The organism is Roseomonas alba (genome assembly GCF_019430885.1).
GTDB lineage: Bacteria > Pseudomonadota > Alphaproteobacteria > Acetobacterales > Acetobacteraceae > Neoroseomonas > Neoroseomonas alba.
This window is the reverse complement of the sequence record NZ_JAHYBZ010000001.1, coordinates 201,381-226,565: the sequence shown is the minus strand read 5'-3', so window position 1 is coordinate 226,565 and position 25,185 is coordinate 201,381. Positions and strand designations below refer to the sequence as shown.

Sequence of the window (25,185 nt, the reverse complement as noted above, 5' to 3'; positions counted from 1 at the left end):
CGATGACCGATGTCGGCCGCTCCCTGATCGCGCAGACGGCCGCTGACCTCGCGCCCTTTCCGGGTCGCGCGGCGCTGACCTGGCGCATCGCCCTGCTCTGCGCGATCGTCGCCGCCGCCTCGATGATGTATGACATCCCCGAGGCCGGGATCAGCTGCTACCTCATCATCTTCCTGATGAAGCCCGATGCGGTGCAGAACATCGTCACCGCGCTCGGCCTCATCGTGCTGGTGACCATCGTCGTGATGGGCGTGGTGCCGCTGATCAATGCAACCGTCGACTCGCCGCTGCTGCGGATGCTGGCGATTGCCCTGGTCTCCTTCGCCTTCCTCTTCCTCGGCGCGGCGAGCCAGCTCGGGGAGATCGGCGGCGTCATCGCGCTCGTCATCGCCTTCGTCCTCACCCTGGTGAGCATGGCCCCGGTCGCCGATGCCGTGACCTTCGGACTGCGCTTCGCCTGGTATCTCGCGGCGATGCCGATGGCGCTGATGGCGGTGTTCAACCTCGTGCTCGGCCTGTCGCCGGTGCGGCTGCTGCGGGAGACGCTGCGCCTGCGTCTGGCCACCGCCGCCGCGGCCATCGCCACCGGCGCACCGGGGCGGGATGCAGCGCTCGGCGCGCTGCTGCGTGCGGACAATGCAGCTCTTGAACAACAGGCTCTCTTCGTCCGCGTGCTCGCCCTGGTCGGCAGGCCGGCTGCCGCCCAGATCGCGCGCGACGTGCGCGCCGGCTGGCGGCTGATGCTCGCTGCCTCGACCCTGCCCGATGACCTGCCGGCGCCGCGGCGCGACGCGCTGGTCGCGGCGATCCGCCGGGCGCTGGCCGCGCTCGAGGCCGGGGAGATGCCGCCGCGTCCGGCGGCGGACGACGCGGTGGGCGAGGCCGAAACCGGCGTGATCGCGGCGCTCGATGTCCTGGCGGGTGCCACGGAGCCCGAGGTCGTGACGGCCCCGAAGCCGCCTTTCCTCTTCCCCGATGCCTTCACCAACCCCGACTATCAGCGCTTCGCGCTCAAGACCACGGCGGCGGCGATCCTCTGCTACGTCATCTACACCGGCCTCGACTGGCAGGGCATCCATACGGCCATGATCACCTGCTACGTCGCCGCGCTGGGCACCACGGGGGAGACCGTCCACAAGCTCGGCCTGCGCATCCTGGGCTGCCTGATCGGCGCAGCCATGGGCATCGGCGCGGTGCTCTTCGTCATGCCGCAGCTCGACAGCATCGGCGGGCTGATGGCGCTGGTCTTCTGCGGCGTGCTGGTCGGCGCCTGGGTCTCGACCGGCAATGAGCGCATTTCCTATGGCGGCGTGCAGATCGCCCTCGCCTTCCTGCTGACCGTGCTGCAGGGCTTCGGGCCGACCACCAGTCTTTCGGCCGGCTGGGATCGCGTGGTTGGCATCCTGCTCGGCAACCTCGTCGTCTATCTCATCTTCACGCGCCTCTGGCCGGTCTCGGTGGAAGGGGCGGTGCGCGCGCATCTGCGCGGCGCACTGGCTGGACTCGGCCGGATTGCCGCGCTCGCCCCGGAACGCCGCGCCGGGGCGGTGCCCCATGCGGTGCTGGTGATGAAGGAGTCCGGCGCCGCGGAGGAACTGATCGACCTGATGCGCTTCGAACCTGCGGCGATCCGCCCGGCACCAGGCGTCGAGGCCGCGCTGCGATCGGCCAATGACGAGATCGCCGCCCTCGTGCGCGACATCGCCTTCAGCCGGGCGGCGCTGCCGGGGGTTGCGGCGCGGCTGGAAGCGCTCGCCGCGCGGGTGGCCGGCACGGGCGGCGGCGAGATCCCGAACACCGACGGGCCGGACGCGCTGCATCGCCGGCTCGACCGCCTGCAGGCGGCGGTGACCGGCTGATGGCGCTGCGCCTGATCGTCCCGTTCGCGATGGCCGTGGCCCTCGCCGCCTGCGCACCGAACGCGGCGAACATGACCTCGCCCAATGCCGAGACCCCGTGGCACCCGAACGGGCATGAGGACCGCATCTGGAGCGTTCAGGGCCGTTCCGAACCACCGCCGCCCGGCAGCCCGCGCAGCTTCGGCGTGCCGGCCGACCCCACGCTCGCCGTCCTGCCGCAGACACCCGACATCGATCCCCGCCGCCACTATCGGCTGGCGGAACTGATCGACGTCGCGCAGCGGAACAACCCCGCCACCCGCGCGGCGTGGCAGCGTGCGCGCGAAGCCGCGCTCGCCGTCGGCATGATCGAGGCGACCTTCCTGCCGGTGATCACCGCCAATGTCATCGCCGGCCGCCAGACCGTCTCGACGCCCCTGCCGGTGCCGATCGGGTCCCAGCGCTATTTCGAGACGACGACCGACGGCGTCTCGCCCTCGATCGCACTGCAATGGCTGCTGTTCGACTTCGGCCGCCGCGCGGCGCTTGCGGAAGCGGCACGGCACGGCGCCACCGCCGCCAATGTGCTGTTCAATGCCGAGCATCAGAAGCTGATCTTCGACGTCACACGCGCCTACTACGTGCATGGGGCCGCCATGGCCCGGGCGCGCATCGCAGGCGAGGCGCTGCGCAACAGCACCGCCATCCGCAGCGCCGTCGAGGCGAGGCAGGCGCGCGGCCTCGCGACGAGCGTCGAGGTCGCCCAGGCGCGCCAGCAGGTGGCGCAGGCCGAACTGCGCCGGGTCCAGGCCGAAGGCCAGCAGCGCGACACCTACCAGGCGCTTATCAGCGCCATGGGCGTCAATCCCACGCTGCGCCTGCAGGTCGAGGATGCAGGCCAGCGCCCCCTGCCCGATGCGCCTGACCTGCCAGTCGACGACATGATCGGGCTCGCCCTGGCCCGACGTCCCGATGTGATGGCGAGCTACCAGGCGTTGCGGGCCAGCAATGCCGGCATCGCCGCCGCGCGCGCCGAATTCCTGCCCAGCGTCTTCGTCGCGGGCGCCCTGGCCTCGGGCCAGGGCAGCTTCAACGCCAGCGGCCTGCCGACCATCGGTCAGCAGGCGACCGGGTCAGGCGTGCTGTTCGGCGCGACGGTGCCGCTCTATGATTCCGGCCTGCGGGCAGCGCGGCTGCGGCAGGCCGAAGCGCAGGCGGCCGCAGCCGAGAACACCTTCCGGCGCACGCAGAATGTTGCCGTGGGCGAGATCGTCGCTGCCGGCAATGCACTGCGGACCGCGCTTGAATCCCACAGGGCGGCAAGCGCCCTCGCCTCTGCTGCCTCGACCACCTATGACGCTGCCCTGGCGGCCTACCGGAACGGCGTGGGCACGGTGACCGCGGCGACCGCCGCCGATAGCGGCCTGCTCGATGCGCGCCAAGCCCAGGCCGAGGCGCACGCCGCCGCCCTGATCGGCGCGGCGAACCTCGCCTTCGTCGTCGGGACCCTGACCTCGCGCGATGCGGCGCCGTGATGCGGGGAGATCGCGATTTCGCCATGCAGCGCGACATGATCCCGGCTTCACGCGTGCGGACGCACGTGGGAGGAAGCACCGGCGGCCTATCGCAGGACAGGATGAGCACATGGCGGAGCCAACCGGTTCCGCCGCCAGAGGGAGATGACAGAACGTGACATCGGATCGCTCCACGACAACGGCGCGGGGTGCCGCACTCGATGACGTTTACGCGGCAACGGATCTGGCGTCGGCCCTGCCGAAATCCAGCTTTCCCGACGCCGAGCGCGATCCGCGCCACGTCTTCGCGGCGGTGCGCGACGAGCTGATGCTCGACGGCAATTCGCGCCAGAACCTCGCGACATTCTGCCAGACCTGGGTCGACGACGAGATCCACGACCTGATGAACCTGTCGATCGACAAGAACATGATCGACAAGGACGAGTATCCGCAGACGGCGGAGATCGAGGCGCGCTGCGTCGCCATGCTGGCCGATCTGTGGAACGCGCCCGATCCGGCGGCCACGCTCGGCTGCTCGACGGTGGGTTCCTCCGAAGCCGCGATGCTCGGCGGCCTCGCGATGAAGTGGCGCTGGCGCAAGGCGCGCGCCGCCGCCGGCAAGCCGACCGACAGGCCGAACATGATCTGCGGCCCGGTGCAGATCTGCTGGCACAAATTCGCCCGCTATTTCGATGTCGAGCTGCGCGAAATCCCGCTCGAAGGCGACCGCCTCATCATGACGGCGGAGGAGGTGCTCAAGCGCGTCGACGAGAACACGATCGGCGTCGTGCCGACGCTCGGCGTGACCTTCACCTGCCAGTACGAGCCGGTGAAGGCGGTGAGCGATGCGCTCGACAAGCTTCAGGCCGAAACCGGCCTCGACATCCCGATCCATGTGGATGGGGCGAGCGGCGGCTTCCTCGCCCCCTTCTGCGCGCCGGATCTGCCCTGGGATTTCCGCCTGCCGCGGGTGAAATCGATCAACACCTCGGGACACAAATTCGGCCTGGCACCCCTCGGCGTGGGCTGGGTGATCTGGCGGGAGGCGAAGGACCTGCCGGAGGAGCTGGTGTTCAACGTCAACTACCTCGGCGGCAATATGCCGACCTTCGCGCTGAACTTCTCGCGCCCCGGCGGGCAGGTCATCGCGCAATACTACAATTTCCTGCGCCTCGGGCGGGAGGGCTACGCCAGGGTCCACAATGCCTGCTACGCGACGGCGCAATACCTGGCGCGCGAGATCGCCGCTCTCGGGCCCTTCGAGATCCTGTTCGACGGCGACAGCCAGGCCGGCATTCCGGCGCTGTGCTGGAAGGTGAAGGATGGCTTCGATACCCGCGGCTACACGCTCTATGACCTCGCCGACCGCCTGCGCAGCCGCGGCTGGCAGGTGCCGGCCTATTCCATGCCCGCCAACCGGCAGGATCTGGTGATCCAGCGCATCCTGGTGCGCCATGGCGTGAGCTTCGACCTGGCGACACTGCTGATCAACGACATGAAGCGGGCCCTCGCCTTCTTCGCGCAGCACCCGGTCTCTCGGCCGTTGACGGCTGCCGAGGGAAGCGGGTTCAGCCACGGCTGAACCGACCGGCATCGCGCACCGCAGCTTCGAGGAACCGACAACGATGTGCACCTCGCTTGGATATTCGGATGCGGCCGGAAAGGCGTATTTCGGCCGCACCCTGGAACTCACTGTCGACCTGCCCTACCAGCTCCTCCATCTGCCGGTGGGTCTCGAGACCAGTTCCGACATTCCCGGCCACCCGGCACTGTCCTTCACCGCGCGCTACGGCCTTGTCGCCATCGCCATGCCGGCCCGCGTGCCGACGGCGACGGCGCCGCTGTCGATCGGCGATCTCAAGGTGCTGGAAGGCCTCAACGACCAGGGGCTGACCTTCAGCCTGCTCTCCTATCCGAGTGCGGCCGGCAAGCAGGCGGCGGTGGATGCCACGCGATCGGTTCTCTCGGCCTCCGATCTCGGCGCCTGGGCGCTCGGCCAGTTCGCCACCGTCGCCGAAGTCAAGGCGGCACTCGGCACGCAGCCGGTGATGCTGCAGCCCTTGCAGCTTCTCGGCGGCGTCGAATCGCCCTTTCACTACGTCGTGCATGACAGCACCGGCGCATCGGCGGTGATCGAGTTCGATCATGGCGTGATGACCGTCTACGACAATCCGGTCGGCGTCATGACCAACGGGCCGAAATTCGACTGGCACCTGACGAACCTCGATAACTACACGTTCCTGTCGAATGTCGACCGGTCGAGCGCCAGCTTCGGCGGCTACAAGGCCGTCCAGCCGGATTCCGGCATTGCCACGGCGGGGCTGCCGGCCTCCAACACGTCGGTCGGCCGCTTCGTGCGCGCCGCCTACTACGCGCAATTCGCGGAAAAGGCGGCGACGCCGGATCTCGCCGTGCTGACGCTTGCGCACATCATGAACAACTTCGACCGGCCGCGCGGCATCACCATCGACTACCCGGAGGCAGGCGGCGGGCATCTGGAAGTGAAGGGCTTGGCGCAGGGCGGGGCCGCGCCCTACGCGACGGAGTTCACCAGTTGGACCAGCCTGTCGGACCTCGACCGCAAGCTGTTCTTCGTGCGGGACTACCGCAGCCTGAACTTCACGCGGATCGACCTGACGGCCTTGGCCGGGGCAAAGCTACCTGGCGCGGTACCGCTGCAGAAACTCTCCGGCAGTCCGTCCGACGCGACGGAGGCCCTGAAGGGCAAGGCGATCGCGTGATCGCCGGCGCAGGTCATCGTCGCGCATGACTGATCGCACCGTCCAGGGCGGCGGGATGCATATGCGGATCGAGGGGCCCTGGCCCTTCATCACGCATCGCAGCTACGTGGTGGCAGGCCGGCACATCGAATGGCTTGCCCGGGAGCATCGCAAGGGGCTGCGCTTCGCGGCGCGGGCCCTCGATGCCGGCACGCCGCCCTTCTGGCAAGGCAGCCGGTACAATTGGAGCATCGGCGCGATCTTCGCCGTCGGCGCCTTCCTCTTCATGCTGGGCAGCGTGATGAGCCTGATCCCGGCAGGCCCATCGCAGCCTTCCGCCTTCTGGACCAACATCGTGTTCTTCCTCGGGTCGATCCCGTTCACGATCGCGGCCTATCTGCAGCACTTCCAGGCGGCCAATGCGCGCGCCTTCACCGTCGATCCCGTGACGCCGCATACGCGGCACCTGTCGCTGATCGGGTGGCATCCGCGCAGCGCCGGCTGGCTCAGCACCTTCACGCAGTTCGTCGGAACGGTGGCCTTCAACGCCAGCACCTTCAATGCCGTCGTCGCGCCGCCGACCTGGTACGTCCAGGATGTGACGGTCTGGGCACCCGATGTCGTCGGCTCAGTGCTGTTCCTGGTGTCGGGCTACCTGGCCTATCTCGAAGCCGGACACCGCTACTGGAGCTGGCGGCCCCGGGACCTGTCCTGGCAGATCGTCTTCGTGAACCTCATCGGCTGCATCGCCTTCATGACCGCCGCGATCCTCGCCTATGACCCGAACGGTTCGGAGCCGGCGTGGGTCATGCCGGTCTCGATCGTTCACCTGCTGATCGGCGCGGCATGTTTCTTCGTCGGCGCCCTCCTCAGCATGCAGGAAAGCGCCTGCGAAGGTGGCTAAGGCACGTCCGCGGAACATCGGTTCGCGATCTGAGTGACGGCCGCGAGCGGGTCCGCATCCGGCTTTCGGACCTCGATGGGCCGCGCCCGAGCTGCGCCGAAACGCCAAGTGCCGTTGAGTGCCGGAAACTGCCTTACAGGATGGCACGCCACTTGCTTGATCACTTACCATGCAAGACGCGCCCGAGGAATGCGCAGCGGTTGGCCGGTCGCGCCCACGCCGGCTTGGAGAACAATGGTCATCCCTGTTCGAGATCGAGCTCGACGCGGATTCCGCCCGTCCCATCTTTCAGCAGATTTATTTGGCGTTTCGGGAAGCGATCGTGACCCGCCGCCTCGCCGCCGGGTGCCGCCTGCCCTCGACCCGCCAGCTCGCAACGCGGATCGGCGTCTCCCGCACCTCCGTGCTCTCCGCCTATGAGCAGCTCCTGGCCGAAGGCTACGTCACCGGGCAGGCCGGGTCGGGCACCTTCGTCGCCGAGGACGCTGCGCCTTCCATGCAGCTGGCGCCGACCGCCCAGGCGGCCGCCCGGGCGAACCCCGCGCTGTCCCGCATCGGCCAGCGCTACGCGCGTTTCGCCTCGGGGCTGGAGCTGCCGCCCAACCTTCCCTTTGCAGCGGGTTGCTGCTCGATCGACGCCCAGTCCATCGAGGCGCTGCGCCGGACCGGCATGGAGGTGATGCAGAATTTCGACCCGGCTGCCCTGCATTACGGCGACCCGAGCGGACAGAGCGCGCTGCGCGATGAGGTCGCCAAGTATCTTCGCGTCGCCCGGGCGGTCCGCTGCGAGCCCGAGCAGGTGCTGATCCTCTCCGGCGCGCAGCAGGCGATCGACCTGACCATCCGCGTTCTGCTCGACCCCGGCGATGCCGTCTGGATCGAGGATCCGGGATACCTGCCGACGCGGGAGGCGCTCTCTACACTCGGCGCGCGGCTGGTGCCGGTGCCGGTCGACCGCGACGGGCTCGATGTGGAGGCCGGCCGCCGCGCCGCGCCGGGGGCCCGGGCGGTCTACATCACGCCATCCCACCAATATCCCACCGGCGCGGTGATGAGCATTCAGCGGCGGCTCGAATTGCTGGACTGGGCCAATGCCGCCGGCGCCTGGATCGTGGAGGACGATTACGACAGCGAGTTCCGCTACGTCGGCCGCCCCCTGGCGTCTCTGCAGGGCCTCGATCGCGGCGAGACGGTCATCTATGTCGGCACCCTCAGCAAGATGCTGTTCCCCGGCGCCCGGCTGGGCTTCGCCGTGGTGCCGCCATCGCTCGTCGATGTCTTCCGCGGCGCCCGCTTCCTCACCGACCGCCACCCCTCGACCTTGCAGCAGGCGGTGGTCAGCGGCTTCATGCGCCGCGGCTTCCTGACCAGTCATGTCCAGCGCATGCGTCAACGCTACCGCCTGGCCCGGAACGCGGTGGTCGAAGCGATCGAGCGCCAGATGGGCGACCTGGTGGAGGTGGAGGTTCCCGAGGTCGGCATCCAGCTCACCATGCATTTCCGTGGCGCGGTTGACGATGTCGCGGTGGCGGCGGAAGCGGCGCGCCGCGGCCTGGTGGTGAAGGCGGTCAGCCCGCACTACATCGCTGCGCCGCCGCGCAGCGGGTTGGTGCTCGGCTTCTCCGGCTTCGATGAACATCGGCTGCGTACCGCAGTGGCGGAACTCGCCCGCGCGACGCGGGCGGTCATCGCCCGCGCGGCGCCGCCTCAACTCTCGGCGTAGCGCGTGACATAGAGCTTCCGCATCGTCTCCAACACCCTCCAGGTGCCGGCGAAGCCGGGTTCGATCGCGAAGGCGGTACCCGGGCCCAGCAGCATCGTCTCGCCATCCGCCGGGGTGAGTTCCAGCCGGCCGGACAGCATGTGGAAGAACTCCTGATGGACGAAGCGGAAGCGCCAGGCGCCCGGCGTCGCCTCCCATAAGCCGGAGGCGAGCTGCACGCCGCCTTCCTCCCGATAGTGGTAGCGGAAGTTGCGCACCTCGGGCGGCCCGTCCAGCACGGTGAAGCCGCGCGGATGAGCCGTCAGGAACGCGCCCGTGGGCTCGGCCGGAAATCGGGTGAAGAAGGGCATCTGCATGCGGTGCGGAACTCCCGGCTGGTGGCGGGAGCTTAGCGGCGCCGCCCCGGGCGCCGGCAACCGCGAACGCAACTGGTCTTGTCGCGGACGGGCAAGTGGTCCTTCCGGCCTGGGGGCAGCGGCTGAGAGCATCCGGGGCTGTCCCGCCCTGGAGCCTCGTAGCATGATCCGACGCCGCCCCTTCCTGTCCGCCGTCGCCGCGTTGCCGGCCGCCGGCTTCGCCCGGCCGGGCCTGGCGCAGCCTGCGGCCGCCCGGACCCTGCGCCTGGTGCCGCAGGCGGGGCTGACGATCCTTGATCCCATCTTCACCACCGCCGCCGGCACGCAGAATCACGGCTATGCCGTGTTCGACACGCTCTACGGCCTGAATGCGAAATTCGAACCGCTGCCCCAGATGGCGGCCGGCCACACCGTGTCGCAGGATGGCCTGACCTGGGAGGTCACGCTGCGCGACGGGCTGAAGTTCCACGATGGAACCCCGGTGCGCGCGGTGGACTGCGTCGCCAGCCTCAAGCGCTGGGGCGCGCGGGATGCGTTGGGCCAGTTGCTGATGGCCGCGGTCAACGAATGGCAGGCGAAGGACGACAAGACCTTCGCCATCCGCCTGAAGCAACGCTTTCCGCTGATGCTCTACGCGCTGGCCAAGCCGGCGACCAACGTGCCCTTCATCATGCCGGAGCGGCTGGCGACCATCAGCCCGACCACGCAGATCACCGAGATGGTCGGTTCCGGCCCCTATCGCTTCGTCGCCGATGAGTTCATTGCCGGGCAGCGCGCCGTCTATGCGCGCTTCACCGATTACGTGCCGCGGCAGGAGGCGCCGGAACGCACCTCGGGCGGCAAGGTCGTGCATTTCGACCGCTTCGAATGGCAGGCGATCCCCGACAGCGCCACGGCCCTGGCTGCGTTGCGCCAGGGCGAGGTGGATTGGTGGGAGCAAGCGCTGGCCGACACCGTGCCGCTGCTGCGCCGGGCCAGCGGCATCACCATCGGCGGTGGCGACCCGAATGGCTATGTCGGGTTGATCCGCTTCAACAGCCTGCAGCCGCCGTTCAATAACGCCAAGCTGCGCCTCGCCGTGCTGACCGCGGTGCGGCAGCAGGACTACATGACGGCGATCACCAACGATGATCCGTCCTCCTACACGCTCTGCCATTCCTTCCTGCCTTGCGGCACGCCCTATGGCACGCCACCGGCGAACAACCGCTTCTCCGACAGCCCCTCGATCGAGGCGGCGCGGAAACTGGTGCAGGAGAGCGGCTACAACGGCGAGAAGGTCGTCATCATCAACCCGGCCGACTTCCCGACGATCCGGCCGATGGGCCAGATCACCGCGAACCTGCTCCAGCAACTCGGCATGAATGTGGAGTTGGCGGAGACCGACTGGGGCACGGTGCTGCAGCGCCGCGCCAGCCGCGAACCGGTCGATCGTGGCGGGTGGAGCATCTTCCACACCTGGTGGCAGGCGATCGGCATCACCACGCCGGCGACCAGCGGCTATGTCCGTGGCCAGGGCGCCGGCGGCTGGTTCGGCTGGTATGCCAGCGAACCGGTCGAGCGCCTGACAGCGCAATGGCTGTCCGCCGAGACGGAGGCCCAGCGCGTGCAACTGGCCGACCAGATCCAGCAGGTGGTGGCCATTGACGCGCCGGCCGTGCCGCTCGGCGTCTTCCGCATCCCGACCGCCTATCGCAGCAACCTGACCGGGCTGGTCGAAGGCTGCGCGCCCTTCGGCTGGAACATCCGGCGCGGCTGATCTGCCGGGGGTGGCGCGGTACGCGCCACCCTCTCCTCTTCCGACATGACCTCTCTGGAATCGACCGATGGAAACCGTCCGCGTCGTCTGCGCGCATGATTGCCCCGACATGTGTTCCCTGCTGGTGCAGGTGGAAGAAGGGCGCGTGCGCCGCGTCGCCGGCGATCCGGAACACCCCTACACGGCCGGTTTCGCCTGCGCGAAGGTCAACCGCGATGCCGAGCTGGTGCATGCGCCCGGCCGGCTCGCCACCCCGTTGCGCCGCACTGGCCCCAAGGGCAGCGGCCAGTTCGCACCCATCGGCTGGGATGCGGCGCTGGATGAGATCGAGACGCGCTGGAAGGCCATCATCGCCGAATCCGGACCGCTCGCGCTGCTCGGCTATGCCTATTCGGCGCATCAGGGGCAGATCAACCGGCACCTGCCGAACGGATTGTTCCATGCGCTCGGCAGCAGCCGCCTGCAGGCCGGCACGGTATGCGACAGCTGCTGCGAGACGGCCTGGGACATGACGCTGGGCCCGGTGGGCGGGGCTGATCCGGAATCGGTGATCGATTCCGACCTGATCATCGCCTGGGGCTGCGACCTGATGGCGGTGAACGTCCATTTCTTGGCGAAACTGGATGCGCCGCGCAAACGCGGGGTGAAGGTGATCGTCATCGACCCGCGCCGCAGCCGCACGGCGCAACAGGCGGATTGGCACCTGCCCATCCGCATCGGTACCGATGCCGCGCTGGCCATCGGCATCGCGCATATCCTCGCGCGCGACGGCCTGCTCGACCGCGACTATATCGACGCCAACACGCTCGGCTTCGATCGCTGGGCCACCGAGGTGCTGCCCCGCTTCCCACCGGAGCGGGTGGCCGAGATCACCGGTCTTGCCGTCGCGGATATCGAAAAGCTCGCCGCGCTGTACGGCGCCGCGAAGCGGTCCTTCATCCGCGTCGGCGAGGGAATGACGCGCATCATGCGCGGTGGGCAGGCGCTGCGCGCCGTGGTGACCTTGCCGGCGCTGACCGGCGCCTATGGCCGACCCGGCGGCGGCGCGCTGCTGCTGACCGCGGGGTCGATGGATTTCGACTTCTCCTTCGTCCGCAAGCCGATGGGCTCTGCAGCCACGCGGGCAGTGAATCAGAGCCTGCTCGGCCGCGCCCTGCTGGAGATGCGCGACCCGCCGATCCGTGCGCTGTTCGTCGCCGCGAACAACCCCGCGGTGACCTGCCCGGACGCCGCGCGCGTGCGGCAGGGCCTGGCGCGGGAGGATCTGTTCACCGTCGTCCACGACCCCTTCATGACCGACACGGCGCTCCATGCCGATATCGTGCTGCCGGCGACGACCTATCTGGAAACGGCGGACTTCTACCGCGGCTATGGCAGCTACTACATGCAATTCGCCTCTGCCGCCGTGCCGCCGCAGGGCGAGGCCTGGTCCAATGTCCGCCTGGCGCAGGAGCTGGCGCGCCGCATGGGCGTCGACCACCCGGTCTTCACCATGACGGAGCAGGCCATCATGAAGGAGTTCTTCCGCGGCGCCGCCGGCCCGGTTGCCGAAGTCGATCCGGATCGGCTGCTCGACCACCGGCCGGTCAAGGCCGCACCGCCACCCGGGCAGACCTTCCGCACCCCGTCCGGGCGGCTTGAGATCTTCTCCGCGACGCTGGAGGCCGAGGGCGTATCGCCCATGCCCGACTGGATGCCGGATGAGACCGAGGTGAAGGACGCCGCCACTTGGCCGCTGCGGCTGCTGACCGCTCCCTCCTATTTCCAGCCGCACACGGCCTTCGCCGGCGTCGGCTTCCTGCGCGAACGTGAGGGCCGGCCCCATTGCGTGCTGCATCCGCAGGACGCCGCGCGCCGCCAGTTGACCGACGGCCAGGTGGTGCGCCTGTTCAACGACCATGGTGCGATACGGCTGCATCTGCGTGTCAGCGAAGACGTCCGGCCCGGAATCTGCCTGGTGCCCGGCCAGCGGCCGGCGTCGGAGGCCGTGGAGGGCACGGTGAACATGCTCTGCTCTGACCGTCTCTCGGATATCGGGGCCGGGGCGACCTATCAGAGTACCTTCCTGGAAGTCGAAGCGGCCGCCTGAACGCCGGCCTGGGCACTACCGCGCCGGCGCAGGAAACACGCCGGCTCGCGTGCTTCCAGGGAACTTCCAGGCACCGCCGGGCTGGCGGATCCGCCAAAAGTGGCCTTGTCAGCCCCGCCTGAATGGTCGTTCCGTCGCGACCACTTTCATCACTCCATGGCGCCGTCCAACACAGGGTCGACGCCATGCCAGCCAACCGCTCTTTCCACCGCCCGCGCATCGACAGGGGCGCGTGATGGACGGCCTGTCCCCCCTGCCGCCGTCGCTGACCGAGGCCGAGATCCTTGGCGTCCATCACTGGACCGACCGGCTGTTCAGCTTCACCTGCACGCGCGAGCCTTCGCTGCGCTTCGACAGTGGCCAGTTCCTCATGCTCGGCCTGCGGGTTGGCGGCAAACCTCTGCTGCGCGCCTACAGCATCGCCAGCGCCGCCTGGGAGGAGCAGCTTGAGTTCTTCAGCATCAAGATGCCTGACGGGCCGCTGACCTCACGGCTCCAATCCATCCGGCCGGGCGAGCGCATCATCCTCGGGCGCAAGCCGACGGGGACGCTGCTGGCGGGCAACCTGCTGCCGGGACGACGGCTCTACCTGCTGTCCACCGGCACGGGCCTCGCGCCCTTCCTCAGCCTGGTGAAGGACCCGGCGGTGCTGGAACGCTTCGAGACCGTGGTGGTCACCCATGGCTGCCGCCATGAAGGCGACTTCGCCTATCGGGACTGGCTGTCGCGCGGGATCCTGGAGGACGAGTTCCTGGGTGAGTTCACTCAGGGCCGGCTGCGCTACCTGCCGCACGCCACCCGCGACGACACGCGCGTCCGCGGCCGCATCACCGACCTGATCCGCGATGGCGGCCTGGCCGCGCATCTCGGCCTGCCGGACCTCTCGCCGGCCGAAGACCGCGTCATGATCTGCGGCAGCGAGGCGATGCTCGCCGACCTCAAGGCCATGCTGGAGATGCGCGGCTTCACCGAGGGCAGCAACGCCGTCCCCGGACACTATGTGGTCGAGAAGGCCTTCGCCGAGCGCTGAGAGACGGTGTGCCAATGCGCCGTTCGGCGCATCCCCGTCTCCGGCACCGGCCGGCCCCTTTCAGCATCCTGTCGTCGGGTGGCCGCGTGGGGGTGCGGGCCGGTGCCGGACGCTTCAAGCGGTCTCCGAGGCCAACTGGTCCCCTCCGCCCCGCCCGAGTGGTTCTTCCATCGGACCGGCACCGTGACGGACTGTGTCGGGGGAGAAGATGCCGGCACCAGTCAGCAGGGGCTCAACAATGTCACTTCGCCACCTCCGGACCCATCTTCGGAAAGCAGCCAGCGGCGCCTTGCTTGCCGGGGCACTGCTCGGCGCGCCGGGCGCGATGGCCGAAACCGTGTTGCGGGTCGTGCCGCAGGCCGACCTCCGGGCGCTCGACCCGTTCTGGACGACCTCGCAGCTCACCCAGGCGCATGCGCTGATGGTCTATGACCAGCTCTACGCGCTCGATTCCAGCCTGACGCCGCAGCCCCAGATGATCGAGCGCCATGTCGTCACGCCCGACCGTCTCGGCTGGACCTTCACCCTGCGCGAAGGGCTCGCCTTCAGCGATGGTGCGCCGGTCACCGCGCGGGACGTGGTGCCCTCGATCCGCCGCTGGGGCGCCCGCGCCGCGGATGGCCGGCTGATGCTCTCCCGCGTCGCGGCGATCGAAGTGGTGGACGACCGGACCTTCCGCATCCAGCTCCGCCAGCCTTACGGCCAGCTCCTGCAGACGCTGGCCAATCCGACCACGCCGCTTTTCATCATGCGCGAGCGGGAGGCGGTGACCGACCCGTTCAAGGCGGTCACTGAGATCGTGGGGTCCGGTCCTTTCGCCTATGTCCCGTCCGAGCATGTTGCCGGCGTGCGGGTGATCTACCGGCGCAACCCGCATTACCGGCCACGCGAAGAAGCGGCGGACGGCATGGCCGGGGGCCGCGTGGCCAAGGTCGATGTCGTGGAATGGACCATGCTGCCCGACCCGGCCACGGCCGTGGCCGCCCTGTCGCGCGGCGAGGTCGATGTGCTGGAGAACGCCCCCTATGACCTGCTGCCGGTCCTCCAGCGCGAGGCCGGCGTCAGGCTCACGGTGATCGATCCGCTGGGCCAGCAGGGCATGCTGCGCTTCAACTCGCTGGTGCCGCCCTTCAACAACCCGGCGATCCGCCGCGCCGTGCTGCTGGCGGTCGACCGCACCGACCATCTGGCCGCCATGGTCGGCAACGCGACCTATGAGCGAAACTGCGCCTCCGTCTTCATCTGCGGCACGCCGTCCGAGAGCATGGCCGGGCTCGCGGCCTTTGCCCGCCCCAACCTCGCCGCCGCCCGCGCGGCGTTGCAGGCGGCGGGCTACCGGAACGAGCGCGTGGTGATGCTCGATCCGGCCGATTATCCGGTGATCCATGCCGAGACACTGGTCAGCGCCGAATTGCTGCGCAGCATCGGCTTCAATGTGGATCTGCAGACCATGGACTGGTCGGGCGTGGTCAGCCGCCGCTCCGTGCGCGACGACCCGGCGACGGCGCCGAATGGCTGGAACGTGTTCCACACCATCAACCCGTCCATCGTCATGGCGAACCCGATCACCAACTATGCGCTGGCCAGCGCCTGCGACGGCCGCAACTGGTTCGGCTGGCCCTGCGATGAGGAGCTTGAGCGCCGCCGCGTCGCCTTCGCCGACGCTGCCACGCCGGAGGAGCGCCGCCACGCCCTCGATGCCATCCAGGAGCGCTACCTCGAGGTCGTGCCCTTCGTCGCCCTGGGCCAGATCCTCAAGCCGGTGGCCCATCGCAGCAATGTCTCCGGCTTCGTCGCATCGCCCCTGCTCGCGTTCTGGAATGTGGAGAAGCGCTGATGAAAGCCATTTCAAACAAGTTCCGCGGCCTGTTCGCCTTTCTCGTCACGCCGACGGCGGAAGACGGGGAGGTCGTCGACGAAGGCCGTCTGCGGGAACTGATCGACCTGCATATCGAGGCCGGGATGCATGGGCTGACGGTGTTCGGTTCCACCGGCGCCATCGGCTCCTTCTCGGAGGAGGAGCGGCGCCGCGTCATCGCGGTCGCCGCGCGCCATGTGGCCGGTCGCGTGCCGCTGGTCGCCGGGACCGGCGCCATGACGACGGCCGAGACGATCCGCATGACCCGCTACGCCGCCGACCAGGGCGTGGATGCCGTGCTGGTGGTGCCGATCACCTATTGGCCACTGCGCGATTCGGAGATCATCGGCCATTATGAAGCGATCGCCCGGTCGAGCACGGTGCCCCTGGGCATCTACAACAACCCGACCACGACGGGCACCGACATCAAGCCCGAGGTGATCGCGCGGCTTGCCGAACTCGATAGCGTCGCATTCGTGAAGGAGAGTTCCGGCGATCCGGCCCGCATCAGCGCCGTGCGCCACCTGACGGGGCACAGCGTCTCGGTGTTCAACGGCAAGGATTCCATCGCGCCCGAGTGCTTCGCCGCCGGCGCCGACGGGTGGTTCTCCGGCGGCTGCAACGTGCTGATGCGCGAATGCGTCCGGCTCTTTGCGCTAGGCCATGAGGCACCGCGCGACTTCGGCGCGGTGCTCGCCTATTTCGAGACGCTATACCCCATCTTCGACATGCAATCGCGCTGCGGCACCATCCGGGTCGCGCATAGCGGGCTGGCGCTGCGCGGTCATGACATGGGCCCGCCACGCCGGCCGCTGCGGCCGCTCGAGGCGTCGGACCGGGCGATGCTGGAGCGGTTGCTGTCGGGGCTCGAGGCGACGATGCCGGCGCGGCCTCTCGCACCGGCAAAGTAATCGCAGCGGACAGCGGCGGATAGGGGTTTTGCGATTGCCGCGCTAGGTCTGCTGCATGAGGCGCCCATCTCCGCGAGCATTGCGGCAGCCATTGCCGACGTTCCCCGCGATAAGGCGGAAAGGCTTGCGGATCTCCTTCTGGTGCTGCTGCACCGGCGAGCAAATGAGAGCGCAACGACGCCAGGCCTTCCCGCAATGCAGGACGACGAGCCGATTCCGGCGAAGCCGGAGCTGGCGGACTGGCGTCCGTGGGTGAATTGGGGCGGGATCTACGACGAGGCAGGGCAGAGCGTGATCATGAAGGAGGCTGCTACGGCGGAAGCCGAGGAAGCGCCGACATGGGGCAAGCTGCCGTTCGGGCCGGCTCACCTAGGGATGACCGGTATTCCTACCGTTCTGCCAACCATATCCTCGCACTCCCACGGCTTCCGCATTGCTGGCACCGCAGGAGCCTGACGAGATCACGCAGCCTGCCGTGAGCATCGCCGTAGGTGTGGGGACCGATGGCGGTCTTGTGCCCGCAGCGGCAGGCAACCGATAGCCACTGCCCGGCCTCGGCCGCCTGCGGTGCCGGTGTGTCCATGGAGACCGCAGAGCCAGGTGGAATCCGTACAGCCATCATCACCCTCCCTCAGTGCAAAGCAGTGTCGCCGCCGCGAAATCTTCCAGCATCGGAAATGGCAGGCTGGGATGCAGGCCTATCGCCAGATCACGCACAGCCCGGCGAGTGGTGTGCGCGTCCCTGCCTGCGGCAACCTGCCGTTGGAACTCACCCCGCAGGGCGAGCACCGTCAGCTCATCCAGCCACGGCACCGCCGGAGCCGGGATGCTCTCCCCGCCATGATCTGACATGGGTGGACAATGCGGGATGAATGGGAACGAATCAAGAACACGATCGAGGCACGTCGGAATATGATCGAGGCGGATCACAAACCGCTCGCTCGCGCGCACGACCGATCACGATTGGAAGTTGGAGAGATAGTTGGAGAGGTTCCAACCCAATGCTGCCAACCCTTTAAAAAGGTTGGCGTCCCCTAGGGACGCCCCTAAGACGTTCGCCGCGGTTCGCCGCCGTACCCTGAAGAATTATAACACACGGAAATTGCTGGATTTGTAGTTCGCCGCCGTTTCCAGTCGTTCCCGGCTGGCGTTAAATGTTGAGGGGGTTTTCGAGAGCCTGACCCCTCTACGCCCCCTCACCTGCTCGCGCCAGAGGAAGCCGGAAATGCCGCGTCGTGCCGCCCAGCCGCTGACCCATCGCCGCTTGGAACTGCTGAAGCCCAAGTGGTCGGTTGAGAAACAGACGCAGGAGAAGGTGCGAAAATTCGACGGCGAGGGGCTGTTCATTGAGGTCAGGCCCCGGAGCGGCGCTCAGCACCTCCCCGAGCTTCCCAAGGACCAATACACAAAGGTCTGGTTCGTCCGCGTCCGCCTGGACGGCAAGACGAAGGACATGGGCCTGGGCACCTTCCCCGAGATCGGGCTTGCCGAAGCCCGTGAGAAGGCCCGCACTGCGGCGGCAACCGCGCGCAGCGGCATCAACCCGATTGATCAGCGAAAGAACGAGCGGAAGGCGGCCAGGGCCGCACGAGCGACCCAGTCCGAAGAGGCAGTCAGGACCTTCTCCGCGGTCGCCGAGGAATACGTCACCACGACCGCCCCCGGCTTCAAGCACGCTCGCACCGCCGCGCTCTGGCGCACCTCACTGAAGAACTACGCCTACCCCGTCCTGGGCAAGATGCAGGTCGCGCAGATCGATCGAAAGGCCGTGCTGGAGGCGATCCAACCCGTTTGGACTTCCCGCCCGGCGACAGCGCGGAAGGTGCTGCGGCGCATTGGCTCGGTGCTGCGCTATGCCGCCGCGCAGGGCTGGCGGCTCAATGACAACCCGGCCGACGCAAAGATGCTGCGCATGCTCGGGCTGCCGGCGCTGCCGGCCGGCACGTCCTTCCCTGCCCTGCCCCACGCGCGCATGGCCGACTTCATGAAGGCCCTGGCCGCGGCCGAGGGCATTGCGCCGCTGGCGCTCCGCTTCACCATTCTGACGGCCGTCCGGTCGGGCGAGGCCCGCGGCGCGCGCTGGTCGGAGATCGCCTTCCATGGCGACGTGCCGACATGGACCGTGCCGCCCGAACGCATGAAGGGGAAGAAGTCGGTCCAGCGGTCGCCGCACCGGGTGCCTTTGCCTTCCGGCGCCATCGAGGTGCTGCGACTCGCGGCGCAGGCTGCACTTCATGACGACGTGACGCGCGACGACTTGGCCGAGGTCGCGGCCAGCCTTGGCCGGACGCTGATCTTCCCCTCGGCGAAGGAGGACACCGCACTGTCTGACATGGCGCTGTCGGCCGTGATCCGTCGCATGAACGCCGCGCCGGCCGATGCCCCCGACACCCTGCCGACCTGGGTCGACGCGATGGGTCGGGCCGTGGTGCCGCACGGCTTCCGTGCCAGCTTCAGGACCTGGGTCGCCGACACCCGCCCCGCGGACGGTGAAGCGGCGGAGAAAGCCCTCGCGCATGAAGTCGGCACAGCCGTCACGCGCGCCTATCATCGGAGCGACCTGTTCGATCAGCGGCAAGGGCTGATGGAGGCTTGGTCCCGGCACTGCGCCGGCCGGGCGCAGTTGAAGGTGGTGGCGTGATGGGGCGGAAGAAGAAGAAATCCGAGCAGAAGCCAGTGCAGCGCACACTCTCAGCTGCACTCAACGGCGATCTGCCGGACGTGGACGGTTCCGCCATCCGCATCATGGCGCTGCATCGCTTCATTGAGCTGGGTGGGGGTCGGTGGGCGCCAAAGGCGTATCCGCACGGCGCACCGCCCGCCGACGACGATCCGCACATGACGACCGAGCAGATCCTCGAGACAGGCGGCACCGTGCCCATTCCGCACAACCTCAAGATCAAACGAGCCCAAGAAGCCAGCGTGACCTTCGAGCCACTCGGGCGGGGGCGCACCGATGGTGCCGTCACGGTCGGCTTGGCTTGGTCGCACCAGATACTCATCCTCGCGGCGTGCGGTGCCTGCTTGATGCACGATCTCCCGCCCCCGGTGCCCGCGGACTGCGAGGCGTTGGCCCGCGCTCTCGACAGAATGAAAGGCGAAGCAAGCACCCATGCGGCACTGACGGAATATCGGGACGGCCACGAGCATCGACGTCTGCGTGCCGCCGAGGAGGCCTTCGCCGAGCCTCAACCGCAGGTGGCCGGGAGCGATATTGACGGGATGTTCGCTGCGGCGCGCGACCTCGCTGCCGAGCGTGCGCTCGCGGTCGATGTGGCGCGATGGAACGAGGAAGCCCGTGACGCGCGCTCGAACGTCCGCGCAGCTTTGGCGGAAGATGGCCTGACGCACGAGATGCTTGCCGCGCCCGTGGCGCTGACCGAAGACGATGAAGAAGACGCCGCGTTCAAGGCGCTGTACAGGCTACTGTTCACCGCGAAGCGCGTGAAGCGCGGGAAGGACCAGCCCGGCGGGCAGCTGCGCGATGCGCTGCGGCGCCACATGAAAGCCATGCGTGAAGGCGTGGCGCCGCATCCGGTGCGCGGTTGGCGAGTGGGAGGTGGCGTTCCTGCGGGGTGAGGCGCAGCGGGAAGCGTAGTATCCCCGCCGCGCTGCGCGATCCTACTTGCCCGAGATTTCCGCGGAACGTGATAGTAGCGGCAGAGGCGCGATCACAGCACCACACGACCCGCCTGTACATTGAGGCTGCCCCCGTATTTGATCGCGCTCTTAGAATGGGGTCACATGACGCAGCGGGCATCCACCACCAGCCTGCGCCTTATACCATTCGAATCCGGCCTCCAACCGCTCCAGCAGAAGTCGCTCGGAGACAATTTCTATCTGTCTCATATATCGATCTATGATACGACTTTGAACTCGACCCGATCTATCGACGAAGACTATATTATTGTACCGAAATGCCTGATCATTCCCAAAGGAAACGCGAACGCGAACATCAGAAATAGGTTCTGAATCAAGATTATTTATATCAAAATCCCTGAAATCGAGAGCGCCCTCTAAATAATAACTAGAACCCATGACAATCCCCATTTCTCTCTGAAGTTCTTGGAATCCCGGATTTTCGGTATTTCTATACATATAGAATCTTACTATACACGGCTGGGAGGGATTTATTGTCCACATAAATTTTCCTTGCGGCAAAATGAGTCCTACATCAAAGAATAATATCGTTTGATTAGGGACATCCCTTCGAAATACATCTTGCCGACCGGCTATAAATAACCCAGCAAAGGCCTGTAGATTTCTCATTCTTTGATCTTGATTGTTTCTAGAAAATTGCGAAGATATATTCCTTTCGATTTCATTAATGCGCCTGTTCAGTGAATTCTGTGCATTCTGGTAGTCATCTGCCGTAGCATGGGGGGCAGATCCACGCGACTGAGCGCCTTGTCCTCCGGCAACATGAGCGGGTGGCGGGTTGAGAGCGAGAGCCGATGCCTGTGACATGAGGCCATCGGCTCTCAAATTATGCGCGGCCTGGAAACGAGATATGGCACTGCGAGTGGCCGGGCCGTAAACGCCATCAACGACAGCGTCTTGCGGCAGGAAGCCTCTGTCCTTGAGCAACCTCTGCAACGCGATATGGCCACTAATATCGCGCTCGGCTTCCTCGGTCGCAGATGAATTATCGGCCTGCCTAAGCTGCCGCAACCAGGATGCACGTTGGTTGCGGTAGTTTACGGTGATGCACGATCTAAGGCGTGGGAGGTCGGCAGCATCCACTGCTCCCTGTAAAGGAATACCGCAGGCTGTGATGACGGTCCGATGCAGTTGTACCGCTTGTTGTCTAAACTCCGAAGCGCGCTCCACTTGCAGGTGCCGCAAGACGTACAACGGCTGCACCATTTCCAGATCAAGACGGCGCAGCTCAAGGTCACCACAAATGATCTGCGCGAGCGGTTCGGTTGCCCGAGCACAGTCAAAACTTGGCCCCACCTCCTGTCGCCCTGAAATCCCCAAGACAGCTGGCCCCGAAGGAGGGGGAGCGGGCGGCACGGCCGATCTTGTCGGCGACAGGCGGAACGTCGCCTGTCGAACAGCAGCAAGTCTGTCGGCGGGCAGCGGCAATGGATTGCATCGGGGGTCGAGGAAAGCGCGCCGCCCGCTCTCGAAAACGGCTCGCCCTCTCGGATCCGTTGGAACGCCGCCTGATCTCTCGGCGGGCCGCACGGAGGTTACAACGCCACGCTCGTTGACATCGATGCGCACTTGCACAGCCGTGTCATCGGGCGAGCCGTCAGCGACCAATGTCGACCAGCAGCGCCCGACATGAGCGACAATCGCCCCCGCCTCTTCGGGGCTTAATGGCAGGATCAAAGCTGGGGTTTGATCTCTTGTCAGGGCAATTGGCTGTTGCGCTACGGCGTGGAACGCCACGAATCCAGACGCCAAAGCGCAACCAACCGCAATGACGCCCCGCATGCCAACTCCTCCGTTTCACGGTCAACCGACACTAGTGGCGCCAATGAATTTGATCAATCAATTGGCCCGACGGTTAAACCGACAACGTCAGTGGATACAACGTATTCGGTTCCAGCTTCACAGATCGACATCGGTCATGAAGAATATCTGGATGCTCGCGATGTTGCGAGCACCGAATTGGATCAGAGGCGCGCAGCAACAGAATGAGGAAAGAGAAATTGCCGGGGCGGCCGCTGCCCCTCCCGGAGCCGGTGGCGCGCATCTACGACGCGGTGCGCGAGCTTGAGGCGACGTATCCGGGCCGCCGCTTCACGCCGGACGGGCACATGGTGGGCTCCATCGGTGAAGTCATCGCGGCCGAGGCCTTCGGGCTCACACTGCTGCCGATGTCGGCGACGGCGCACGATGCCCGCGATGCGATGGGGCGTGACGTGCAGGTGAAGCTGACCGGGGGTAACTCCATCGCGATGTATGACACTTGCGACCGGCTGCTGGTGCTGCGCATCACCGCCGACAAGCGCCACGCCGAGGTGATCTATGATGGCGATGGGGCGCCCGTGTGGGGTGCCTGCCGCCCGATGCAGAAGAACGGTCAGCGCACCATCAGCGTGGCGCGGCTGCGGGCAATGGCATTAGTGGCTGCGGAGGGTGATTCGGCTGCCGGCTATGCACCATCCGCCTGATCATCGTCAAAATCGGCGATGTCTTCATCCGCAGCCGACTCATCGGATAGATTGAGCAGCGTATATGTGATCCGGGGCGATGCGCCTCGACGCTCGGTTTCGCGAACTAGCATGCGCGCGACACGCCTCTCGCCAATCTCGACGGGGCTTTCCGTCACGCGCCGCAGGAATGCTCCACTCAACTGGGAGTCGACGCGCCCGGTCAGGACATCTCCTGTGTCTTCTCGTCGGAACTCAAAGGTACGGCGTGTTGGGCCAATGCCGATCAGACGCCCCTCAATCTCGACTTCGCGCTCATCAACCCGGCTCTGAGAGGCGCGCTCCGCGGCACGCTCCACACTCTGGCGATCCAGACTTACCTCACGATCACCTTCAACGAGGCGCATCGTAGCTTCTGATTCATTCAGATCTTCAAGCAGGTCCTTGAGGCTCTTGAGCGTGCGCGGATCGAGATCATCGAATGCGCTAGCGAATGCAGCCTCCTCGGGTGAGGAGAACGCCTTCAACAACTCGGTCACCTGCTCCATCGCCTCCTTCACGGCAGTTGGAAACAGTGGCGATTGATCTGCGCCATCTTCCTCCAGGACAAACCCGAAGGACCCCGGCGCGGTGCCGGTGATGTTCAGGCGTGCTACCTCGCGTTCCTTGAGCGGCCCGCGTTGCGCGAGAGGCCCGCGCAAGCGGTGCAGGACTGTTTTCGATACAAGGTCCTGATAGTGACGAAGGCTGTTCGTCGCGAACTCAGCGTCGATGCCTCGCGATCCCTGCACTCTCTTGCCCGTGAAGAAGATAGCTACCTCACCCGTAAGCCGCATCTCGCGTTCGAGCGCAGACAGCTCCTCTTCGACACCGGCTAGCCGTGCCTTCAGTGATAACGCCGTGAGGGGCGCTGCGCCCTCAGCGCCGATGAGGAGTGCGCGCAGCGACTGAAGCTCCGCCATCAGCGTGTCGCGTTGAATCTTTCGGATCATGATCCGTTCATCCGCGCCAACTCCGCTAGGGCAGCGTCGTCATCGGCATTTGAGGCGCCCAGCGGAACTTCGACCAACCCCTTCCATTCCATCTTCCGGGAGTGCGAGAAAAGCCCGAACCAATAGTGCGTTGATGCAACTACCATCATCGGCGGCGCATACAGTTCCATGAAGTACGCGTCGCAGCCGTAGGTCGCCTTCGATGCCGGTGTGGTCAATGCCTGGAACGCCGGGGCGTTCGACGCGATGTGGGCGGCCCAAGCATCGGGCGTTAGAAATGCCGAAGGAGGTTCGATCAGCGTCAACACGTCGATGTCCTGCGGTGGGCGCCCCCGTTGGTGCTCGCAATCCTCCAAAAAGCTGCCTCCGATCCATTGGCTGCCCTGTGTGATGGCCAACGACCGAAGTGCCTGACGATAGTTGAGAAGACCTTGAAGCAGGCTTCGCCGATGCGGCGTAGTGCCAAATTGCGTCACGACCTGCGCCATCGAAGTGCGATATGGCGCCCGCCCGGCGGGTAGCGTCGGACTCTCGCCGATAAAGGGCGGCAATAGCCCCGACAACGCAAGTGGCGGAATCATGGCGTTTCCATTGATATTCAACCCACGATAGTGGCCACCTGCTGTTCCGCGCAACATTACGGAGTGCGATTATTGGAATTGGCTGACACCGTGGTTTGCGCATCGCGTCGGCCCACCGGCGATCCGAACCGGCGCAGCCAATGACGCCCGACCAGAGCCGCCCGCCCCCTGTCTGACCAACCTCGGAAAACTCGATTCGAGCATCGGCACCACCCCAATCGACGAAAACTCGATCGAGCAACGGCACCATGCAGATCGCGGTGGTCTGCCCCGGTTCGCGACGGGGCGCCGCAGCCTGCCGCCGAAGGCTGTTCGGCGTGTCGATGGAGGGGCCGGTGGAAGGGCGACGCGCCGCGCCGGGCGGCGCTGCCCAGGCGCGGCCTCGGCTCAGGGCAGACGGATGGCTTCCGGGGCAGGCTCTTTGTCCCTGCGGAGGGCGCGGCGGGGTCCGGGCTGGGCGGCCGGGGCCGGCGTCGGCGGGGCAGCGCGACCGGCCCCGGACCATGGGCATCTGCGCGGCTGGGCAGGGCTGGGGCGGGGCAGGCTCGCAGGGGTCGGGCCGGTACACCCCTAGCCGGAAAGGTGCTGAGGCCGACAGGCGGCCACGGGCGGCGCGGCGTGTGGGGTGGGGCGCCGAGGCTGGGTCGGTCAGCCGTGCGCCTCCCCTGTGCCCCTCCCTGTGTGACCCCTGTGTGACCCCTGTGCTCCCTCGCATCGACTGGCTCATAAGCCTTTGTTTTCACTGAGCCGGCCTCCTGTGACCCCTGTGTCCCCTGTGTGGTTCGCGACCGTAGCCCCGAGACGCGACG

20 protein-coding genes are annotated in these 25,185 nt (G+C 66.9%); 15 read left to right on the top strand and 5 right to left on the bottom strand.

The features are described 5' to 3' along the window. The first annotated feature begins 2 nt into the window (after positions 1-2). The 6 genes from KPL78_RS01050 (at position 3) to pdxR (ending at position 8,699) form a co-directional block, all read left to right on the top strand. Positions 3-1,859 carry an FUSC family protein gene (locus KPL78_RS01050; RefSeq protein WP_219760789.1) on the top strand — a complete coding sequence of 619 codons (1,857 nt, stop codon included), beginning with the start codon at positions 3-5 and terminating at the stop codon, positions 1,857-1,859. Beyond that, positions 1,859-3,373, top strand: a complete 1,515-nt coding sequence (locus tag KPL78_RS01045) for a TolC family protein (protein ID WP_219760788.1) — start codon at positions 1,859-1,861, stop codon at positions 3,371-3,373. Before KPL78_RS01050 ends, KPL78_RS01045 begins: the two co-directional genes overlap by 1 nt. 154 nt (positions 3,374-3,527) lie before the next feature. Continuing rightward, positions 3,528-4,934, top strand: a complete 1,407-nt coding sequence (gene gad, locus KPL78_RS01040; RefSeq protein ID WP_219760787.1) for a glutamate decarboxylase — start codon at positions 3,528-3,530, stop codon at positions 4,932-4,934. A gap of 43 nt (positions 4,935-4,977) precedes the next feature. Beyond that, positions 4,978-6,093: a linear amide C-N hydrolase gene (locus tag KPL78_RS01035; protein ID WP_219760786.1), complete on the top strand. Its 1,116-nt coding sequence runs from the start codon at positions 4,978-4,980 to the stop codon at positions 6,091-6,093. 25 nt (positions 6,094-6,118) lie between these two features. Beyond that, a complete protein-coding gene (locus KPL78_RS01030; RefSeq protein WP_219760785.1) occupies positions 6,119-6,976 on the top strand; it encodes a hypothetical protein in 858 nt (285 codons plus the stop codon). A 169-nt stretch (positions 6,977-7,145) separates the two neighbouring features. Next, the gene (gene pdxR, locus KPL78_RS01025) at positions 7,146-8,699 is read left to right on the top strand and encodes a MocR-like pyridoxine biosynthesis transcription factor PdxR (RefSeq protein ID WP_255568495.1); all 1,554 of its coding nucleotides are present in this window, start codon (positions 7,146-7,148) and stop codon (positions 8,697-8,699) included. Here pdxR and KPL78_RS01020 read toward each other — a convergent pair. After that, entirely contained in the window at positions 8,684-9,055 is a 372-nt protein-coding gene (locus KPL78_RS01020) for a cupin domain-containing protein (RefSeq protein WP_219760783.1), read from the bottom strand. The two genes, pdxR and KPL78_RS01020, sit on opposite strands and share 16 nt — an antisense overlap. Positions 9,056-9,218: 163 nt before the next feature. Here KPL78_RS01020 and KPL78_RS01015 point away from each other — a divergent pair, with 163 nt between their 5' ends. The 6 genes from KPL78_RS01015 (at position 9,219) to KPL78_RS00990 (ending at position 17,155) form a co-directional block, all read left to right on the top strand. Next, positions 9,219-10,811, top strand: a complete 1,593-nt coding sequence (locus KPL78_RS01015) for an ABC transporter substrate-binding protein (protein ID WP_219760782.1) — start codon at positions 9,219-9,221, stop codon at positions 10,809-10,811. Positions 10,812-10,878: 67 nt separating this feature from the next. Beyond that, positions 10,879-12,900 carry a molybdopterin-containing oxidoreductase family protein gene (locus tag KPL78_RS01010; RefSeq protein WP_219760781.1) on the top strand — a complete coding sequence of 674 codons (2,022 nt, stop codon included), beginning with the start codon at positions 10,879-10,881 and terminating at the stop codon, positions 12,898-12,900. 235 nt (positions 12,901-13,135) lie between these two features. Continuing rightward, positions 13,136-13,930, top strand: a complete 795-nt coding sequence (locus KPL78_RS01005) for a ferredoxin--NADP reductase (protein WP_219760780.1) — start codon at positions 13,136-13,138, stop codon at positions 13,928-13,930. Between the two features lie 289 nt (positions 13,931-14,219). Continuing rightward, on the top strand, positions 14,220-15,767 hold the full coding sequence (locus KPL78_RS01000) for an ABC transporter substrate-binding protein (protein ID WP_219760779.1): 1,548 nt from the start codon (positions 14,220-14,222) through the stop codon (positions 15,765-15,767). After that, positions 15,767-16,699, top strand: a complete 933-nt coding sequence (locus KPL78_RS00995; RefSeq protein WP_219760778.1) for a dihydrodipicolinate synthase family protein — start codon at positions 15,767-15,769, stop codon at positions 16,697-16,699. The genes KPL78_RS01000 and KPL78_RS00995 overlap by 1 nt, the downstream gene beginning before the upstream one ends. Before the next feature lie 195 nt (positions 16,700-16,894). Beyond that, complete coding sequence (locus KPL78_RS00990) at positions 16,895-17,155, top strand: hypothetical protein (protein ID WP_219760777.1); 261 nt, start codon at positions 16,895-16,897, stop codon at positions 17,153-17,155. Between the two features lie 165 nt (positions 17,156-17,320). On the opposite strand, the gene KPL78_RS00985 is transcribed toward KPL78_RS00990, so the two are convergent. Next, positions 17,321-17,650, bottom strand: coding sequence for a hypothetical protein (locus tag KPL78_RS00985; protein ID WP_219760776.1), 330 nt, complete (start codon positions 17,648-17,650; stop codon positions 17,321-17,323). 313 nt (positions 17,651-17,963) lie between these two features. On the opposite strand from KPL78_RS00985, the gene KPL78_RS00980 reads away from it, so the two are divergent. Both KPL78_RS00980 and KPL78_RS00975 read left to right on the top strand, forming a co-directional pair. Further along, on the top strand, positions 17,964-19,340 hold the full coding sequence (locus KPL78_RS00980) for a tyrosine-type recombinase/integrase (RefSeq protein WP_219760775.1): 1,377 nt from the start codon (positions 17,964-17,966) through the stop codon (positions 19,338-19,340). Beyond that, complete coding sequence (locus KPL78_RS00975; protein ID WP_219760774.1) at positions 19,340-20,278, top strand: hypothetical protein; 939 nt, start codon at positions 19,340-19,342, stop codon at positions 20,276-20,278. The genes KPL78_RS00980 and KPL78_RS00975 overlap by 1 nt, the downstream gene beginning before the upstream one ends. Before the next feature lie 150 nt (positions 20,279-20,428). Here KPL78_RS00975 and KPL78_RS00970 read toward each other — a convergent pair whose 3' ends face one another. Next, on the bottom strand, positions 20,429-22,141 hold the full coding sequence (locus tag KPL78_RS00970) for a peptidoglycan-binding protein (protein ID WP_219760773.1): 1,713 nt from the start codon (positions 22,139-22,141) through the stop codon (positions 20,429-20,431). A gap of 251 nt (positions 22,142-22,392) precedes the next feature. Between KPL78_RS00970 and KPL78_RS00965 the strand changes: the two genes are divergently transcribed. Next, entirely contained in the window at positions 22,393-22,824 is a 432-nt protein-coding gene (locus KPL78_RS00965; protein WP_219760772.1) for a DUF6998 domain-containing protein, read from the top strand. Here KPL78_RS00965 and KPL78_RS00960 read toward each other — a convergent pair. Next, the gene (locus tag KPL78_RS00960) at positions 22,806-23,795 is read right to left on the bottom strand and encodes a hypothetical protein (protein WP_219760771.1); all 990 of its coding nucleotides are present in this window, start codon (positions 23,793-23,795) and stop codon (positions 22,806-22,808) included. The genes KPL78_RS00965 and KPL78_RS00960 overlap by 19 nt on opposite strands. After that, on the bottom strand, positions 23,792-24,376 hold the full coding sequence (locus KPL78_RS00955) for a DUF6932 family protein (RefSeq protein WP_219760770.1): 585 nt from the start codon (positions 24,374-24,376) through the stop codon (positions 23,792-23,794). Before KPL78_RS00955 ends, KPL78_RS00960 begins: the two co-directional genes overlap by 4 nt. Positions 24,377-25,185: the final 809 nt, after the last annotated feature.

Excerpts from the sequence above, each read along its gene's own strand:
- KPL78_RS00990 (WP_219760777.1), top strand. The coding sequence starts at position 16,895 with ATGCAGGACGACGAGCCGATTCCGGCGAAGCCGGAGCTGGCGGACTGG.
- KPL78_RS00960 (WP_219760771.1), bottom strand. The coding sequence starts at position 23,795 with ATGATCCGAAAGATTCAACGCGACACGCTGATGGCGGAGCTTCAGTCG.
- KPL78_RS01015 (WP_219760782.1), top strand. The coding sequence starts at position 9,219 with ATGATCCGACGCCGCCCCTTCCTGTCCGCCGTCGCCGCGTTGCCGGCC.
- KPL78_RS01035 (WP_219760786.1), top strand. The coding sequence starts at position 4,978 with ATGTGCACCTCGCTTGGATATTCGGATGCGGCCGGAAAGGCGTATTTC.
- KPL78_RS01045 (WP_219760788.1), top strand. The coding sequence starts at position 1,859 with ATGGCGCTGCGCCTGATCGTCCCGTTCGCGATGGCCGTGGCCCTCGCC.
- KPL78_RS00970 (WP_219760773.1), bottom strand. The coding sequence starts at position 22,141 with ATGCGGGGCGTCATTGCGGTTGGTTGCGCTTTGGCGTCTGGATTCGTG.
- KPL78_RS00955 (WP_219760770.1), bottom strand. The coding sequence starts at position 24,376 with ATGATTCCGCCACTTGCGTTGTCGGGGCTATTGCCGCCCTTTATCGGC.
- KPL78_RS01020 (WP_219760783.1), bottom strand. The coding sequence starts at position 9,055 with ATGCAGATGCCCTTCTTCACCCGATTTCCGGCCGAGCCCACGGGCGCG.
- KPL78_RS01005 (WP_219760780.1), top strand. The coding sequence starts at position 13,136 with ATGGACGGCCTGTCCCCCCTGCCGCCGTCGCTGACCGAGGCCGAGATC.
- KPL78_RS01050 (WP_219760789.1), top strand. The coding sequence starts at position 3 with ATGACCGATGTCGGCCGCTCCCTGATCGCGCAGACGGCCGCTGACCTC.
- KPL78_RS00995 (WP_219760778.1), top strand. The coding sequence starts at position 15,767 with ATGAAAGCCATTTCAAACAAGTTCCGCGGCCTGTTCGCCTTTCTCGTC.
- KPL78_RS01030 (WP_219760785.1), top strand. The coding sequence starts at position 6,119 with ATGACTGATCGCACCGTCCAGGGCGGCGGGATGCATATGCGGATCGAG.
- KPL78_RS01010 (WP_219760781.1), top strand. The coding sequence starts at position 10,879 with ATGGAAACCGTCCGCGTCGTCTGCGCGCATGATTGCCCCGACATGTGT.
- pdxR (WP_255568495.1), top strand. The coding sequence starts at position 7,146 with ATGCAAGACGCGCCCGAGGAATGCGCAGCGGTTGGCCGGTCGCGCCCA.
- KPL78_RS00975 (WP_219760774.1), top strand. The coding sequence starts at position 19,340 with ATGGGGCGGAAGAAGAAGAAATCCGAGCAGAAGCCAGTGCAGCGCACA.